General features: G+C 48.5%; 13 protein-coding genes. 4 read left to right on the top strand and 9 right to left on the bottom strand.

Going from position 1 to position 16,751, the window contains the following annotated elements; genetic code table 11:
• Positions 1 to 108 precede the first annotated feature (108 nt).
• The gene (locus H6G00_RS29950) at positions 109 to 840 is read right to left on the bottom strand and encodes a VTT domain-containing protein (RefSeq protein ID WP_190799497.1); all 732 of its coding nucleotides are present in this window, start codon (positions 838 to 840) and stop codon (positions 109 to 111) included.
• 651 nt (positions 841 to 1,491) lie between these two features.
• On the opposite strand from H6G00_RS29950, the gene H6G00_RS35040 reads away from it, so the two are divergent.
• From H6G00_RS35040 to H6G00_RS29935, 3 genes are all read left to right on the top strand, one after another.
• The gene (locus tag H6G00_RS35040) at positions 1,492 to 2,655 is read left to right on the top strand and encodes a septal ring lytic transglycosylase RlpA family protein (protein ID WP_190799496.1); all 1,164 of its coding nucleotides are present in this window, start codon (positions 1,492 to 1,494) and stop codon (positions 2,653 to 2,655) included.
• Positions 2,656 to 2,915: 260 nt separating this feature from the next.
• Positions 2,916 to 4,526: a bifunctional pantoate--beta-alanine ligase/(d)CMP kinase gene (locus H6G00_RS29940; protein WP_190799545.1), complete on the top strand. Its 1,611-nt coding sequence runs from the start codon at positions 2,916 to 2,918 to the stop codon at positions 4,524 to 4,526.
• A 629-nt stretch (positions 4,527 to 5,155) separates the two neighbouring features.
• Positions 5,156 to 7,522: a Calx-beta domain-containing protein gene (locus H6G00_RS29935; protein ID WP_190799495.1), complete on the top strand. Its 2,367-nt coding sequence runs from the start codon at positions 5,156 to 5,158 to the stop codon at positions 7,520 to 7,522.
• 131 nt (positions 7,523 to 7,653) lie between these two features.
• Here the strand turns inward: H6G00_RS29935 and H6G00_RS29930 are convergent, their stop codons facing one another.
• The 5 genes from H6G00_RS29930 to H6G00_RS29910 all read right to left on the bottom strand — a co-directional run bounded on the left by H6G00_RS29930 (position 7,654) and on the right by H6G00_RS29910 (position 12,527).
• Positions 7,654 to 7,851: a heavy metal transport/detoxification protein gene (locus H6G00_RS29930; protein WP_190643092.1), complete on the bottom strand. Its 198-nt coding sequence runs from the start codon at positions 7,849 to 7,851 to the stop codon at positions 7,654 to 7,656.
• A 113-nt stretch (positions 7,852 to 7,964) separates the two neighbouring features.
• Complete coding sequence (locus H6G00_RS29925) at positions 7,965 to 8,867, bottom strand: hypothetical protein (protein WP_190799494.1); 903 nt, start codon at positions 8,865 to 8,867, stop codon at positions 7,965 to 7,967.
• 62 nt (positions 8,868 to 8,929) lie between these two features.
• Positions 8,930 to 10,402, bottom strand: coding sequence for a DUF697 domain-containing protein (locus H6G00_RS29920; RefSeq protein ID WP_347277286.1), 1,473 nt, complete (start codon positions 10,400 to 10,402; stop codon positions 8,930 to 8,932).
• 379 nt (positions 10,403 to 10,781) lie between these two features.
• Entirely contained in the window at positions 10,782 to 10,961 is a 180-nt protein-coding gene (gene rpsU / locus H6G00_RS29915; protein WP_190643090.1) for a 30S ribosomal protein S21, read from the bottom strand.
• Between the two features lie 285 nt (positions 10,962 to 11,246).
• The gene (locus H6G00_RS29910; RefSeq protein ID WP_190799493.1) at positions 11,247 to 12,527 is read right to left on the bottom strand and encodes a hypothetical protein; all 1,281 of its coding nucleotides are present in this window, start codon (positions 12,525 to 12,527) and stop codon (positions 11,247 to 11,249) included.
• 858 nt (positions 12,528 to 13,385) lie between these two features.
• On the opposite strand from H6G00_RS29910, the gene H6G00_RS29905 reads away from it, so the two are divergent.
• Positions 13,386 to 14,537 (top strand): alanine--glyoxylate aminotransferase family protein, encoded by a 1,152-nt coding sequence (locus H6G00_RS29905; RefSeq protein ID WP_190643088.1) that lies wholly within the window; start codon positions 13,386 to 13,388, stop codon positions 14,535 to 14,537.
• A gap of 201 nt (positions 14,538 to 14,738) precedes the next feature.
• Here the strand turns inward: H6G00_RS29905 and H6G00_RS29900 are convergent, their stop codons facing one another.
• The 3 genes from H6G00_RS29900 to nblR all read right to left on the bottom strand — a co-directional run bounded on the left by H6G00_RS29900 (position 14,739) and on the right by nblR (position 16,706).
• Positions 14,739 to 14,936 carry a DUF2949 domain-containing protein gene (locus H6G00_RS29900; RefSeq protein ID WP_190643087.1) on the bottom strand — a complete coding sequence of 66 codons (198 nt, stop codon included), beginning with the start codon at positions 14,934 to 14,936 and terminating at the stop codon, positions 14,739 to 14,741.
• Positions 14,937 to 15,443: 507 nt separating this feature from the next.
• Positions 15,444 to 16,010, bottom strand: a complete 567-nt coding sequence (locus H6G00_RS29895) for a DUF192 domain-containing protein (protein ID WP_242042573.1) — start codon at positions 16,008 to 16,010, stop codon at positions 15,444 to 15,446.
• The gene (gene nblR / locus H6G00_RS29890) at positions 16,011 to 16,706 is read right to left on the bottom strand and encodes a response regulator transcription factor NblR (protein WP_190643086.1); all 696 of its coding nucleotides are present in this window, start codon (positions 16,704 to 16,706) and stop codon (positions 16,011 to 16,013) included.
• Positions 16,707 to 16,751: the final 45 nt, after the last annotated feature.

Here is a 16,751-nt window from a genome sequence, read left to right as displayed (position 1 = left end):
TATGGTCCCTCTTTCAGTTTGACATTTTCCCCACTATTCAATCTGAATTGAGAATTACAGGCGCTTTATACCAAACCGGCACAACCAAACTGACCCATCAGGAACGGATTACTCTACACGAATGATGTCCTTCATACCCAGCCAGTTATATCGCTGGATTCCCCAAGGCAGTCCCACAAACAAGATTAGGAACAAACTAGCCATAATTCCTAACATTGTTTTGTTTAGTGTGAAAGCTGCCCCTAAGTGCGTCAAAAAGAAGTTGCAGGGAAATGCCCCTAACAAGCTGGCACTGGCATAGATTGGCAAAGAGAGTTTAGCTAAACCTGCTCCATAACTCATGAAGTCAAATGGAAGCACTGGAAAAAGACGGGCAAAGAACATGATTAGCCCTAGATAAACCTCTCCTCGATGTTTAGAGAAATAGATAATTTTACCTGTTAAGACTTTAACTGCCGATCGCCCTAACGTTCTACCAATAAAGTAAGCAATTAGCCCTCCCACAAAGCTACCAATTGTTGCATAGATAGCAGCAGGAACCGGACCCCAAATTGCCCCAGCTGCAATAGTCAAAGGTGTTCCAGGAATAGGGCTAATAACAATAGCAATAATAATAGAGAGGATATAAATCAGAATTGCTGAAACCCCCATTTCTCGGGCAGCTTGAGCCAACCCTTCTGGGGTGAATATATTGATTTCTAGCGATGTAAAGAGCCACCAGCAACCCAGCAAACACAGCAGGAAAATGGATAAAGCAAGAATATTTTTTTTGCTGATGCGATCGCCAACCCGACTGAGTAAGATACGAAGCTTCCTTGAACGTCTTCTTGGTCTATTCATGAGGCGTTTCAGATCTTTAGCATTCCAATTTAGGACTTACAAGTTCAGTTTTTGAAAACTTACTCTCCTAATAGAAGATAACTTTTCAAAAATCAGACGGATTTCCAACAAGACAAGTCCATTAAACCTCGTTTTTCTCCGTTACGCTTCACCCTGGCGGGTCGAACACCTGTTCGCCACCCTGCTTGAGTCCACACAGGCTGCTGAGCGCAGCAGTCAAGAAACTCAACAACATGCTCCTAATGCTCTTAACACGGGCGTAGATCTTAAAAACGGGAAAACCAGGAACAGACTGTCTTATCCCTTAACTTCAGTGATTAAAACAACTGAGTGTCGGAAAACCAGAAAAACTGTAAAGTAATTGTAAACTTTATGTAAAGTTTCCGAAAACTATCCTGACTCCCCAAGCTCTTGGGAAAACTTCGATTCAAGCAAGTTGTCCTCGAAATACTGATATGAAGTTTGTGTAAAGTTGTAAGGGGTTTTTGCTCAACCCTGATCCCCAACCCAAAAAGTTCGTGTTACTCTGTTGCAGTTCCACAACCATAACGTGAACACGTAACGAGTACGAGTTAGGCGTTCGCAGGACCGCATCTACGTGGCCCCAATCAAGTCCTGGCTCTAGCTTTCAGTGACCTTCACAATGGACGTATGAATCAACAACTTTGGAGCGGTCTAACCGCTGCCTTGATTATTGCGAGTCTCGGTACAGCGTCTTCTAGCTACGCTGACCAGCCCCCGGGAGACCAACTTACGACAACAGACGAAAGCTTGGAAGCAGATGTTTCCGTCAACGAGCCTCAACCTCAGCAAACTGCCTCCGGTTTAGCTCCATCTGAGCCATCCGAACCAGTCAATCCGGTTGAAGCAGCATCGTCAGATTCTTCCCTTGAAGCAGTCAAAGTCGGAGAGCATCAATCTCAAGCAGAGGTTGACACGGTCGAGGAAACAGTCGCCAGCATTCATCCCCATGAGATGGATGGACGGCAAGCGGCTACGCTTTATGTTCGAGGCATTCCTGTTCTCACCTTCTTAGGTTCCGATGCAGCTGAACAACCTGCTCAATCCAGCAGTTCTACTGGTTCAGAGGTCAAGGTTGCAGCTACCCAAAGCAGCGACTCAGCTGAATCTTCGGCTAACCAGGCGACTGAGGCATCAGCAAATGCCGATTCTGATGACTACACCTCTGATCCAGTTTGGCGAGCTACCTCAGTTGCTGCTCGACTCAACCAAATGCATCGGGACAGCGTCAACGCTGAAGACATCACAGTTAGCTGGGATGCTGACCAAGAGCGCTACCTCATCAAGGTCAATGATGAAGAATTGGTCGAAATCAATCCTGAAACGCTTCTCCCTGGTTCCACGAACGATTTAGCGGAAGACGCCCTGCAAGTTACTAACCGCTTGCGCCGACAAATGGGCGATGCGCCTCCACTCCGTGAGGTCGCAGGTCGGCCCCGCCCGGCTCCTCAAGAAGCTTCCGTTGGACCTATCCAGTTCAGTATGCGAGGAATGGCATCCTGGTATGGCCCTGGTTTTCATGGCAATCGTAGTGCTAGCGGTGAAGTCTTCAACCAAAATGCACTCACTGCTGCCCATCGCAATCTGCCCTTCGGTACCCAGGTTCGGGTAACGAATTTAAACAACGGACAATCGGTTGTTGTGCGAATTAACGACCGAGGGCCCTACAGCGGCGGACGTGTTATCGATCTGTCTGCGGCGGCTGCCCGAGCAGTCGGATTAATTCAGGCAGGAGTGGCTCCGGTTAGCGTTGATGTATTGGGCGTTGCCCAAACTGCTGCCAGCCAAAACTAGCGAAAACTGACAACTAACGAAAACCAATAGAGCGTCAAAATGCTGTTTTCATAATTTGGGGTGAAGAGATGGAGGCACAATGCGTCTCCATCTCTTTGTGAGGATTGGGTATCAGGCTTTGAGGGTGAGGAAGCGCCTATTGCAACATTTCCTCACCCTCAAAAATTTGTTTTTATCTGATGGAGCTAAGGTATAAGCAGGTGGTTTGTGGAATTTTGTAAACTACTAGGCGGGAGTAGAGTCAAACCCGGGAGATGGTAGTGCGCCTGTTTACAACGGTTGCTGGATTACGCTGTTATTTGAACTTCAAACGGTCTGAGCAGGGGCTAGCTGAGCAAAAGCTGGCTGCTATGAAGCCCGTAGCAGTGGGGCCCGTAACAGGGGGGGGCGTAACAGTGGGACTAGTGCCAACAATGGGAGCGCTGCACCCAGGGCACCTAAGCCTGATTCATCGGGCCCGGCAAGATAACCATCTGGTTATTGTCAGTATTTTTGTTAACCCGCTGCAATTTGGACCCACTGAAGATTTTCAAAAATATCCTCGGACATTATTGCAAGACCAGCAGCAGTGTGAACAGGAAGGCGTTGATGTAATTTTTGCCCCGACTGCTGCCGAGCTATATGGTACAGTTCCCCCTATAAGTGAAGCTCTGACTCAGGTGCTGCCTCCTGCGACAGCGATCGCCCGTCTGTGTGGACGCTTTCGCCCTGGACATTTTGAGGGGGTAGCAACGGTAGTCGCCAAGCTACTCAATCTGGTACAACCTGATCGAGCTTACTTTGGGCAAAAAGATGCTCAACAGTTAGCAATTTTGCAGCAGATGGTAGCAGATTTGAATATTCCCGTAGAGATTGTGGGTTGTCCGATTGTGCGAGAAGCAAATGGACTGGCGTTGAGTTCACGCAATCAGTATTTGACAGATGCAGAGCGATCGCAGGCAACCGTTCTTTACCGCAGTTTGCAGAAGGCTGAACAACTGTTTCGGTCAGGCAATCTAGAGTCCGCTGCTTTGCTAGCAGCGGTTGAAGCAGAGCTAGCGACTGAGCCCGCCGTCAAACCTCAATATGCGGAGCTAGTTGACCCAGTCACCCTAGCGCCATTAGAACGGGTGGAGGAGTCAGGACTGCTGGCGATCGCTGCTTATCTTGGCTCAACCCGACTGATCGATAATCTTGTGCTGCGAAATCGTCAACCCATTTTGGCGATTGATGGTCCAGCCGGGGTCGGTAAATCTACTGTAGTCCGCCAAGTGGCTCAAAATTTGGGGCTACTTTATCTAGATACGGGAGCGATGTATCGAGCAGTAACCTGGCTCGTGCTGCAATCGGGTATTGCCTTAGGTGATCAGCCCGCAATCGCCGAGTTAGTTAGCCAGTGTCAGATTGAGTTAGAAAACCAAGTCAAAAATTTGCCATCTACACCTAGAGTTTGGGTGAACGGGCAGGATGTGACTCAGGAAATTCGCAGTGCAGAAGTGACCGCCCACGTCTCGACCGTTGCAGCTCAACCCGCTGTGCGCCGATCGCTGGTAAAGCAGCAGCAGCAGTATGGGCGCAAAGGTGGAATTGTGATGGATGGTCGCGACATCGGCACTCATGTGTTTCCCGATGCCGAGCTAAAAATCTTCTTAACTGCTTCAGTGCAGGAGCGGGCACGACGGCGACAGCTTGACCTAAAGAATCAGGGACAACCAGGAGCCAGCCTAGAAGAATTAGAACGCGCTATCTACGAGCGAGATCACAAAGACAGCACTCGTAGCATTGCCCCTTTACGGAAGGCAGAAGATGCGATCGAAATTCAAACTGACGAACTCACCATTGATGAGGTTGTTGCTAAGATCGTCAGCCTTTATCACCAGAAATTGGGGTAGCTTCCGAAGATTCACTGAGTACTAAATCAGGGATATCTCTGATGTGAATGAAAGGTTTTATAAATTACAACAAAATAGCTGCAACTACTGAAGAACTCTTTCGGCAGAGAAGAATCTAGCAAGACCAATCTCACAGTTGAAAGAGCATCGTCAAGCAAAATAGAGTGCATTTAACCTAGAGTAAATTTTGCTGCATAGTGCTGTGGCTATTTGATAGCGGCTTTGGAGAAGGAGCTTTTTTCGATGGCATTGTCCAAAAGATGGAATCTCAAAAATATCTTCGGGAACATTCTCCCTCCAAAGTAAGACTCAACTCATGAGGCGAAAATTACGCCTGGGGTGTTGAAGCCAGCAGCGTTAGATCAGGTCTGAGATCACGGCTGAGTCTAGACCCAACAAGCCAAGCATTTACCGATTCTTCTAAAGCGCTAGCTATTAGCATCGCTGCCAAACCCAGAGGTGATCTTGCCTCATGAGTTTGGAGAAAGTTTGTTGTGCGCTCATAGCCCTGATATCACCGACAAGTTTTGTCAAGACTGACTCACCTGCCTGCTTTTTCAAAGTGTTCAGGGTCATGCCTTTCGTAAATCTTTTGGCATTTAACATCCAACAAACTTGGAGGTATAACCTTGTTTTCTACGGAATCTGATACAGCTCAAACCCCTAATTTAGCTCAGATCCCCAATACGCTGACCCCTAAAAACGAGATTGCTTCCATCCTCAGCGTCAATGGTGCAGGCAACGCCATTACTCGCGCCGATTATGACAACATTGACAATTGGATCAAAGGTGGTTCGGGTAACGACACCCTCACTGGCAACGACAGTAGCAACTCCATTTTTGGAGACAAAGGCAACGATACCCTATCAGGTCGGGGTGGCAATGACCTAATAAAAGGTGGCGAAGGACACGATCGCCTCTATGGAGATGCTGGAAACGATCAGCTTATCGGTGACAGTGGCAATGATGCCTTGGTGGGCAGTGATGGTCGAGATATCTTGGAAGGCGGCAGCGGTCGAGAGCAGCTGGATGGCGGCAAAGACAAAGACGTTCTGACAGGCGGCGGTGACCGAGATAAATTTGTTTTTAGCTCGGCTGATAGTGCCTCAAGGTTAGAAGATGCTGACGTTGTCACCGACTTTGAAAACGGTCGCGACAAGATTAAAGTGACAGGTGGTGTTACGTTTGAGCAACTCAACATTGCTCAAGGAAGCGGTAGTTTTGCTGAAGACACCGTTATTCAAGAGAAGCGCTCCGGCAAATTTGTCGCAGTGCTGAAGGAAGTCAGCAGTAGTGTCATTAATCGAGATGATTTCACGGGTCTAGCTGCTTTCATGCCCAAGCCCACTCCTGCCCCTATTTCTAGCCCAACTCCCAGTCCAACCACAATTCAGCCTCGTAGCAGCGGTGACACGATTCGCATCGAAGCGGAAAGTATGAACTTAAGCACTTACCGCAAAGAGTCAAACTGGGCTGTTTCAAAAGACTCCCTCATTACTCTAAAGGGAGGAAGCAGCAGCGAGTCAGGTAAGGCGACTCGCAGCTTTAGTGGTCCTTCAGGTACTTACAAGGTTGTTGTCGGTTATGTTGACGAAACCGATGGAGTGAGCCAACTGCAAACTCGCGTTGCTGGGAAAACGCTCAATACCTGGAATCTGGATAAAAACTTGGGCAGCGACGCAATTAGCAGCAGAAACTTAGTGCGCCGCACGGTTGCTGAGAGGGTTTCTGTGAAGCAGGGCGACCTGATTGAGATTCTGGGTAAGGAAAATAAAGGCGAACATGCTCGCGTAGACTACATCGAGTTCATTCAGACTGAAAATAGCTCATCTCCCACGCCTACTCCAGCGCCCACACCTGCTCCGGTTCCAGGTCCCACTCCAGCGCCCGCGCCCACGCCTACTCCAGTTCCGACGCCCGCGCCCACTCCTGCCCCTTCGTTGAGCAAGGGAACTTTAGCCTTTAGCTCAACTAACTTCAGTGTGAACGAGGATGCCGGAACAGCAACCATCACCGTCAACCGTACAGGTGGTGACGATGGCGAAGTTCGCATCAACTACGCAACTGTAAGCGGTGGCACTGCTAAAGCGGGAGAAGACTATAGCGGCACTTCTGGCACTTTAGTCTTTGCCGATGGTCAGACTAGTAAGAGCTTCACCATTAGCATGAGGGATGATGATGGCGTTGAGGGCAATGAAACCGTCAAGCTGTCTCTTACCAATGTGATTGGGGCGAAGCTAGGTGATGCGAAGGAGGCGACGCTAACAATCGCAAATGATGACAAGCCTGCGGACAATGGCGGCTCAGGTGGCGGGCCTATCGGCGGCGGCCAATCTTCGGTAAACAACAAGACGGTCAAGTTTAGCGGTTCGGATGGTCAGGCGGCGATCGCCTCTAGCGGTGCAGCCAAAGTCACTATCGGTAGCCAAACTATCTATATTGGCTCTCAGCAAGTCACCAGCATCAACCAAAACCCGATCATCGCTAGCTTTGACAGTCAAAACCCCGGCAACAACTGGGTCAAAACCAACTACGAGACAACGGGCGCTGACGGTCGCGGTTATGGACTCTTCTGGGACGGCAGTTCGCTCTACGGCGTTTTTAGCGTAGACGGCACGCAAGGTTCATCTAGCCAAGATTTCCGCCGTGCTTCTTCTGATGCTACTCAACAGTGGCTGAGAAGCTATGGGCAGGGTGGTGGATCTAAAGTTGCCGTGCTAGCGCGGATCGATCCCAAGACAGGCGACATGGTGGATGCAGCTTATCTTTCGGCTGTGTTGAGCAGCGGCAAGAGTAACTCACTCGCCGTTACTGGCATCTCTACTAACTCGAAGGGCAATCTGGTTGTCAAAGCACAATCCTACTTTGCTCCTCGTCGTCCCGACGGAAAAGCCATGACTCAGACAGGTTCAGTTGGTTCACCGTTTGACTATACGGTTGAAATCACTCGCGACCTGAAGACTGTAGTTAACACTTCGGCTAACGGTTGGCGTTAGGAATTTGCTTTAGTCGCTCAGTGAAGTGAAATTGCCATCAGATTGCTAAAAGCCATCAGGTTGCTAAAAAAGGGCAAGGAGCTTAAGCTCCTTGCCCTTTCGCACTGGGTCTCGTTCACTTGTCCAAATCCTTACGAAGAAATGGTATGTCCAGCGGCAACAATTAACTGTTTAAATGTTTCCTCAGATGCTTGAGAGTTAATGGTAACGGTCTTGGTGTCCACGCTCACTTCAACATCAGCATCAGGTTCTGTGGTCAAAATTGTCTCCTTAAGCTGTTCCGCAGAATCAGGACTATCAATAGATGGAACGTGTAATTTCAGCGCCATAATATCTCTCGTAATTTTACTATGGCTATTTTTTACCGTTTGCCCTCGTCTAGGTAGTAGCTAGAGACAGATTTTTGTAGTGCGATCGCCCCTTCCCTAAGCCGTAGGAACCCCTAAGGCGTGGGAAAGTGAATCATCACATCATAGTTGTCCCAAAAAGATTTTAGATCCCAGCGAAAGTTGTATGCAGTAGGGGCGATCGCTTTCGTATCAGGAAATGCCAGTAGTTGGTCATCTAACCCGATCCTTCGCATTGTTAGGGCAAACAGATTTGTTTGTTTCGCAGAAATAATTAGCGCACTCTTCATTTGCTCTCGCGCCGTCAAAACACCTGCCAGGTGCAAGAAGAAAGGACGTGAATTGCCCAAACCCACGTCGTAGAGCGAACAGTGACTTCCACCAAACAATGCCACATGCCGCGAACCAGGGCGAAACTGTTGACGAATATTTTGGGCAATAAACCCATCGCGGCTGAGTCGCTGACGCTCGGCGTGAACTTCTTCCAGATTTTTCCAGGCGGTTTGCTGCGCTGTTTCGTCTACACCTAGAACCTGTACATTAGGATTTCTGGCTTGCACTGCACGGATCACAGCAGCAATATCGGCACCAAACAGGCTAATAGAGGGAATTCCTGCTTCTACTTGACTTAGGAATTGTTCAACCTGGGGTGGGTCTGCCTCCAGCATCAGCACATCCACATCAAGTTGCGAAAAGATATCCTGTGCCAAAAACTGGCGGAATGCCTGGTTATGGATTTCGCCTAGACAAAGAAATTCAAGATTTGATCGATTGATCGATTCAATCCATTCACTCAAAGCAACTTGGTGAGCATTGAGTTCTGCCTGCAGGTCAAGCGTATCGGCTAGCCAAAACCTGGGGTCGAGATTTTCTGCTGGAGAAACTGCCTCAGAGGAAGGTGAAGCCGGGACAGAATTTAATCCAAATCCTGGTCTAGCAAAAATCACAACCAGCGTCAGAACAAGCAGAAATAAAGCGTTCTGGACCGTCTTAGGCATGTGTCCTCTGGATAAGCCAGGTTTACCTCAAGGGCTTGTTTTCAGGACTGGACTTGGTCAGTCTAAGGTTGAAGCGTTTGAGTATTGCGCTGCTGTAGGTCGAGTTTAGCCCGCAATTCACCTTTGATGCGGCTTAAGATAGAAGCCTCATCCAGGGAAGCCAGAATTTTGGTGACGACTGCTTTAGGTCCGTCCGGTCCCCAAGAGGCTCCATTCGCTAAATAAGCTTTGGTAACTTGCCCAATGCCGTAGGAGGAAACTCCGGCAACTCCAGCTTGGGTCAACGCAACCGAGAGGTAGGGTAGCAGGGAAGCTCCTCCAGTTGCAGGCGCAGAAAGCCCTAATAGTCCCTTAAGCGAACTGAGTCCAAAGGTGGCGACGAGTTCACTGGCAGTGATGCCACCCATGCTGACAGCAATTTTTTGTAGCAAGCTGACTGCGCCCTGCTGAGTCATGACGATGCCATATAGTTTTGACAGGGTCAAAATCATTGCTACATCGATTACAGTGCCGCTGAGTAAGTCGAGTGCTGTAACTGGGTTGAGGGCGATCGCCACTGCCTTTGTCATCACCCCATTCCAGATAATTTGATTGGCACTGCGATCGCGAATTTCCATCTTGCGCTGCACCAGTTGCTCATTCACATCATCGGCGTAGAGCATCGTGTTCAACGCCACGAGTGCTTTACCTTCGCGGTGCAAAATCTCCAAAATTTTCAGTTTCAGTTCATCAACCTGGGGCATACCCTGACTGAGATTTGCTACTACTTTACCGTCAGGACGACGAACTGCCCTGGCAATCAGGGGGGAGGCTGCCGTCATCACAATTTCGTCGGGCGAAAGCAGTTCACGCACCCGCTCATCTCGAATTTTGTGGTAAATCGCCAATCGGTCAGCCTGAGGATACTGGTCGATTTTGTTTAATACCAGGAGAATTGGCTTGCTGGCTTGACGCAGTTCCGAGAGAGCCGTGTACTCAACCTGGGTCATGTCTCCAGCAATCACAAACAGAATAAGATCTGCCTGTTTTGCCACCTGACGTGCCAGCGCCTCCCGACTTTCGCCATGCACCTCATCAATGCCGGGGGTGTCAATTAGCTCAACTTGGGAATTGCCCAAACCCGGTAGTGAAACTCTGAGCAGGGGGCGATCGCTTCCCTCAACTGCTTCCCGGCGTAAGTTCCAACTGGCGCTCTGCATCTGCTGCGTTACGCCATGAGTAGGTCCAGTCGTAAATACAGGTTGACCTAGGAGCGCATTAAGCAGCGAAGACTTTCCCCGTCCTACCATGCCAAACACAGCAATGTGAACAACCTGGCGATCGAGCTTATCTAACATAGATTCCAGGCTGTAGATCTCTGTTTCCAGACCAGCCCGTTCTCTCGCTGTAAGATCCAGAGTAGTCACCAGTTCACGCAAAGCCTCTTGAGCCTGCCTGTAGTGCAACTCTGCCTGGATGTCTTCAAAACTGTGAATTGTTTCTTCTAGCTCAGTATCCAGTCTCGCCTTTTGCTCAGATGATTCTGCTGCATTCACCGCCGACAAACTGGGATCTGGGGTTGAATTAAAGTCAGGATTGGACGAAGAACCAGGCAAAACCGAACCTCCAGAAGCAAAAAGCCCTAACACTCCTCATACCGTCTTCAGCAGAGCGCTGGTTCAATCCTAGCTATTTCTCCAAAACTCTTGGAATAGACAACGGCTGATTTAGGAATAAGTTTAACCACTGAAGTGATAAAAGTGCTTTTAGTCAGATGTGAGAGCCACACTCAAATCAATGCAACTCTCACAACAAACCTGAAACGATAAGCCAGATTCAGACATTTCTAAGAATCAGAAGACAGCGATGCTGCAATCGCTCACTAAGAGACATCTCCTGAAGCACCAATGCCTGACAAAGAGCCTGAACCAATATTTAGCGGAAACGCCGCTTGCGACGGGCCATAACTGCCTTGCGCTTACGCTTCTCTAATGGGGTTTCAAAATGACGATGGCTCTTTACGTCTGCCAAGATTCCTGCTTTGGAAACCTGCCGCTTAAACCGTCTCAGAGCTGACTCGATACCTTCGTTCTCACCTAAGAGCACTTGGGTCATTACTTGCTTCTCCTTAAAGCTAATCTTCACTAATCATTTTACTCAACCAGGGCGATCGCTCGACCCTTCCCTACCTTGGATAAGCTCAGCTATTAGAAACAGAAGCTATACCACCTACACATTCTAAAGCTACAGCCAGTATCAGGTAAATATTAGCTCCAATGGTATCTCAAAATTTCATGTAGCTTGTCACAAGCCTTATACCAATTCTCGTTAAGGCAGCATGTTTGGAACATACCGCGTACACGCGTGCTTCAAAATATGTAGCCTCATGTAGAGCCAGTCTTAGCAAACAAAAGATAAGTCAACTGCACCAAAGTGGGTACTTAAGGCCACATTCAAATTCTCAAGCGCCTTCACCAGCCAAGCTACTGCATCACGAGTATAGGCTTCGTAGTGGCTAAATAAGATCGAAAAGCGCCGCTCTAAGGATGGCTTGACTTTACGGCATAGCAGCACAATCTTAAGCAGCAGCCCAGTCGTAAGAACTGGCCCCAAATTAGTGAGCAAATCCACAAAGACAAAATGCTGAGGACGCTGAGGACTTTCAACCACAAGGAAGTTGAGCAGTTGGCTGCAAGTCCGCACCACCAGAAAATCGTCTAGAGGTTTGGAGTTGCTGTCAGGCAACGTAGACTTGAGATGCTGATAAAGCTGATTGTTAAACTTCCGTCTTCCGTATTCTGGATCGACCGAGGAAGTCATGTATTGATAGAGATCGTCCTTAAACGTTTTGTACGTTACTGCCTGACCGCTATGTGCCAAGAAGCTATAAGCCAAATCGCGATAAGTACTCGATCCTTCAACCTTGCCAATGTAGTGTCGGATTGCTCTACCTAACTCCTGATCATTGAGCAGCGTCGGATTAGCGACGGGTTGAATGATTCGCTGGGCGGTGGGTGAAGATAAGCGAGACGCGATTTGCGATCGCCGCATTTGGTAAGTCACATACTGCGACAGATCAATCTCAAACTGCCGCTGTACTCTGAACTGGATCTGTTTGACAGTATGCTGATGCTCTTGAGTGCTATCTTCACTCAAAAGGCAATGTTCGTAGAGATAGGGGTAGCGTCTAATTAGCGTACCGAGAGGGCGATTTCCTGCATTGGCGTTGTTTTCGGCTTCCTGCACTACCTGAGCTAAGCGACGCAGTGTCAGGTATTGTTCAGTTTCAGTAAAAAGTTTGACGAGTTCTCGCAATCGGCGAACAGAGCGCGATCGCTTGATGCCGGTGACGGGCTCAGCCGGAATTGTTTCAAATAGCCCAACTAACTCAGGAATGGCCATTTGAAACTGCGAGCGTGCCTGCCAGCGGTTGATCAGAATGTGACAGCAGCGGTTTAGGACGTACCGAAATTCCTCAGAAGCCAACCCTGACGCTGTCACAGCATCAAGACTGGCTGCAATGTCAGCATCAGGATACCCTGTGCCATCAATAAATAGACAGCGAAAGCGTTTGATCAGTCGATCGGGAGGCTCCAGTTCGATCCAGTGGAGCAAATGATCGTAGATTTCCTGCTCGTGCCGCGTGATTTGTCTGTTATTGCAGCCTGTCCATGTAGTCACAACAGTTGGCGCTCCTCAGCCCAATCACCAACAGTAAATCCAACCCAATGTCTATCTAATAGAACCATTCTGTCAAGGTAGAAAACCCTAAACCAGAAAACCGACCAACAGAGATATGGATTTAACAGCTTCTTGTATATATGTCTCCAATACTACTTAAGCTGCGTCCTGGAAAATTGTGATTTCAATCACTTTTACTTTAAAACTTTGATGAACTTCCCAAAGAACAAGACTCGGCTGAAATCTAAAAGTAGACTTCTTACTGACGTTTGTACGCATATTTACTTGATCGCCTGTATAAAGATATGCATTCCGAAACTTGGTGAATAGATCCCTTTAAGAAAATATATTAGGTTGAGCGGTTTGAGCAGCGTTTCACTTTACTAAATCTTTAACTTGCCTCCCATTAATTTGACAAATTCTCAGGACAGTGTAAGGCATGGCGCGAGCAACATCATCCGACACCTTTCAGCCGCATTTCGGGTGATTGAATGGTGCTATCGAACCTCCATCAACTTAAATAACCATCTTTCCGGTGCTGCACTGTGGCTAGTCTTGAGAGATTCGAGCTTGCAAGCTTTCTAACTCTGCTTGCTGTGCTTGCGTTGTTGATTCTGTCATTGGCGGACAGGCTGTTGAGGATTCGGTTTAAAACTATAAGAAAATTAATTCAATCTGCTGACGCACTTTCAGACCAGTAGGAGGTCAATCTGCCAAATCAACCTGCTAGATTGCGTAGATTTAGCAGTTTATGAATCACATTTCCGGGCGAAGACAAGCATAAAGTTGTGGCATTCTGGATCATACGCCAACCACTACATATTCCTGGCAGACAACTCACACAGGTAGGGCAGATTGATGGACGATAAGTTGATGTTGATGATTCCTGGACCGACTCCTGTGCCGGAACAGGTTTTGCTGGCGCTGGCCAAGCATCCAATTGGGCATCGCAGCGGTGATTTCAATAAGGTGATGGCGGAGGTGACGCAAGGGTTGAAGTGGCTGCACCAAACCCAAAATGATGTTTTGGTCTTAGCGGCTAGTGGTACGGGGGCGATGGAAGCGGGAATGATCAATTTCCTGAGTCCGGGCGATCGCATTTTAGTAGGCTGCAACGGCAAGTTTGGCGAGCGTTGGGCAGAGGTAGGCAAGGCTTACGGACTGAATGTAGAGACAATTACATCTGAGTGGGGCAAACCGCTGAACCCGGATGAGTTTCGCGTCAAGTTAGAAGCTGATACCGACAAGCAAATCAAGGCTGTCGTTGTCACTCATAGCGAAACTTCAACAGGTGTGTTGAACGATTTAGAGACGATCAATCGCTATGTTAAAGGACACGGCGAAGCGCTGATCATTGTTGATGCCGTAACCAGTATTGGAGCTGTACACTTGCCCATAGATGAATGGGGCTTGGACGTGGTGGCTTCCGGTTCCCAAAAAGGTTTTATGATTCCACCAGGTTTGGGATTTGTTGCCGTTAGTCCAAAAGCCTGGGAGGCTTACGCTCACGCCAAGTTACCGCGTTTTTACCTTGATTTGGGCAAATATCGCAAGGATGCTGCCAAAAATAGCACTCCCTTTACACCGCCTGTAAACCTATTTTTTGCGCTTCAGACTGCGCTGAAAATGATGCAAGCAGAGGGTTTAGAGAATATTTTTGCTCGTCACCAGCGTCATATGCACGCTACTCGTGCTGCGATGAAGGCGCTGAGTCTACCGTTGTTTGCGGCTGATCAGGCAGCGAGTCCAGCGATTACGGCGATCGCTCCCGCCAACATCGATTCTGAACAGATTCGCGGCATACTCAGGAAACAGTTTGATATTGCGGTTGCAGGTGGGCAAGACCATCTCAAGGGCAAGATTTTCCGTATTGGGCATCTTGGCTTTGTCAGCGATCGCGACATTCTCACTGCCGTTGGTGCTTTAGAGTCGGCGCTCCAATCTTTGGGGTACGACAGCTTTACGCCTGGTGCAGGCATCGCAGCGGCAGCAGCAGTCTTTGCTCATTAGGTGACTACCGCTCATTAGGTGACTATGAGCTTCAGGCGTCCTAATCTCCTAATTAGTTCACTAATATAAAGAGCGGGTCGATAGTTGACCCGCTCTTTTGCGTTGAGATATTAAGCTGTAATCGCTCCAGGTTATTCGATTGTCTGTCCAACTGATGCCGCAGTGCCACAGATTTAAAGTCATGCATTCCTTGGAGTTGATTTAAGCTTGAGTCGTCTCCATCCAATCAAAAATGCGATCGAGTTGTTCTAGCGTCACCAGACCGTATTGCCACAAAATCATGGGCAATGGTCCAGGGTCTTGCTCACGATGTCGCAGAGCGATCGCAATAGAAGAAGCAGAGAGCGCTAAATCTTCTTGTAAAAAGTGAATAAATCGAGAGTGGGTTGTGGGTGTCATATTGTGAGTTCACCTCCTTGCTGTGACCTATTGTGAAATTTGTATTTGAATCTGTGAGCAGCCGATAGCCACTCTTTCGTCTGTCCTCTGCCCAATTTGACTGAGTTTCCTAACTAACCTAACTAGATTTAGCAAGTCAACAAACGACTTTTGGCAATTTGTTGTTTACTCTACTCGTTTTGCAGTCAACACCCGGTCAATCTGGATAATTCAGCTGAAAGTTTAACAATTTACCTCTTTAGGCTGGCTATCGCTGAATTAAGACAACTAAACCTTGAGTGCTACCTTATACCTTCCGCAAGAGTACTCTATTTTCCTAATACAGACGTAAAGAACACTCGTAGAAACCAGGAGATTTTGTAAACGTTATATAAGTATCCCTGCCGCTTTAAAGCTTCAGGGAAGAATAAACTATCAAATCCAGATGAGCTTGTACAGATGTATTCACCCTAGATTTAGCAATCAGGGCAATAAGTTTTGTGAAATCGCGGAACTTTAGTGAATGGGCTAATTTGCTTCGCTTTGCAGAAACTCGATCGCAACCTGATCGCCGACCTGTAATCCTAGCTCTGCTGCACGTCCGCCTCGCAACTCGAGCACTTGATTAACAGAACCTTCTGGTCCGTAGGTGGGGCAAGTCTGAGTGGTGCAGGGAGGGACGTTGGAGGCGATCGCCTGCACTTCCCCATTTAGCAAAAAAACCATGTCTAGCGGAATTAGCACATTCCGCATCCAGAAATTAACTGGGCGGGGAGGCTCAAATTCAAACAGCATTCCCCGGTCATCTGCCAGTTCGCTTCTAAACATCAGCCCGGTCGCCTGTTGCTGAGGAGTGCGAGCCACTTCGAGCTGGATCTGCTGATCGCCAACAGTAGCTTGAGCTGAGATAGGCAAAGATTGTCCTGAGTTAGACTGCGAGGTTTCAACGGGGGTGGGCGGCTGAGCTGATTCTGAGGGGCTGCTAGTCTCCGGTGAAGTGGAGGGATAAGTGCAGCTCATAAGCAGCACACTCAACCCAATGGTGAATGTGCTAACTAAACACAAACGATTCATAAAAAATTTGGCGATCGCCATCTAAACTTCTCTTAAAACGTAACCAACCCCGCGTACGGTCTGAATTAGGCGCTTTTCGCCTTCGTCTTCGATTTTTAAGCGCAGATAGCGAATGTAGACCTCAATCACGTTGGACTCGCCCATAAAGTCGTAGCCCCAAACGTTCTCTAAAATCTGTTCGCGGGTCAGCACCTCACGCGGATGCTCCATTAAATATTTTAGTAGCTCAAATTCTTTCATCGTCAGGTCAATTGCCCGTCCATACCGCAGCGCCCGACGAGTTGCCAGATCCAGCACCAGTTCGCCAAATCGCAGTTGCTCAGCACTCACGGTATCTGGCTGCAAGTAGAGCTGCACCAGCTTTAAAAATTCCTCAGTCCGGTAGGGCTTAAGAAAATAGTCATCTGCCCCAGCTTCCAGGCAAGCGACGCGGTCATCCACCGTGTCGCGCGCCATCAGCAACACTACAGGCATTCGCACTCCAGCCGCTCTCAAGTTGTTGCAGAGCCACAGCCCAGACTCGCCCGCTAGCATCCGGTCGATCACAATCAGCGACGGTTGAAACTCGTTCGCTTGATGCAAGCCACTTACTGCGTCGTAGGCGATCGCTGTTTCATAACCAGACTCTCTCAGATCCGCGCTGACGTGCTGAGCCAGAGATTCATCTGTCTCAACGAGCAGCACGCGAGGGCTGTGGTCAGGAGTTGCTGTGTTCATAAGATGCGATAAGCATTAATACCCTGTTTTAGCACGTTCAGGACA

This window comes from Leptolyngbya sp. FACHB-541 (assembly GCF_014695875.1).
In the GTDB taxonomy this organism is placed as follows: Bacteria; Cyanobacteriota; Cyanobacteriia; order Elainellales; family Elainellaceae; genus JAAUTN01.
Note: the sequence above shows the minus strand (reverse complement) of the source record. Positions and strands in the feature narration are given on the sequence as shown.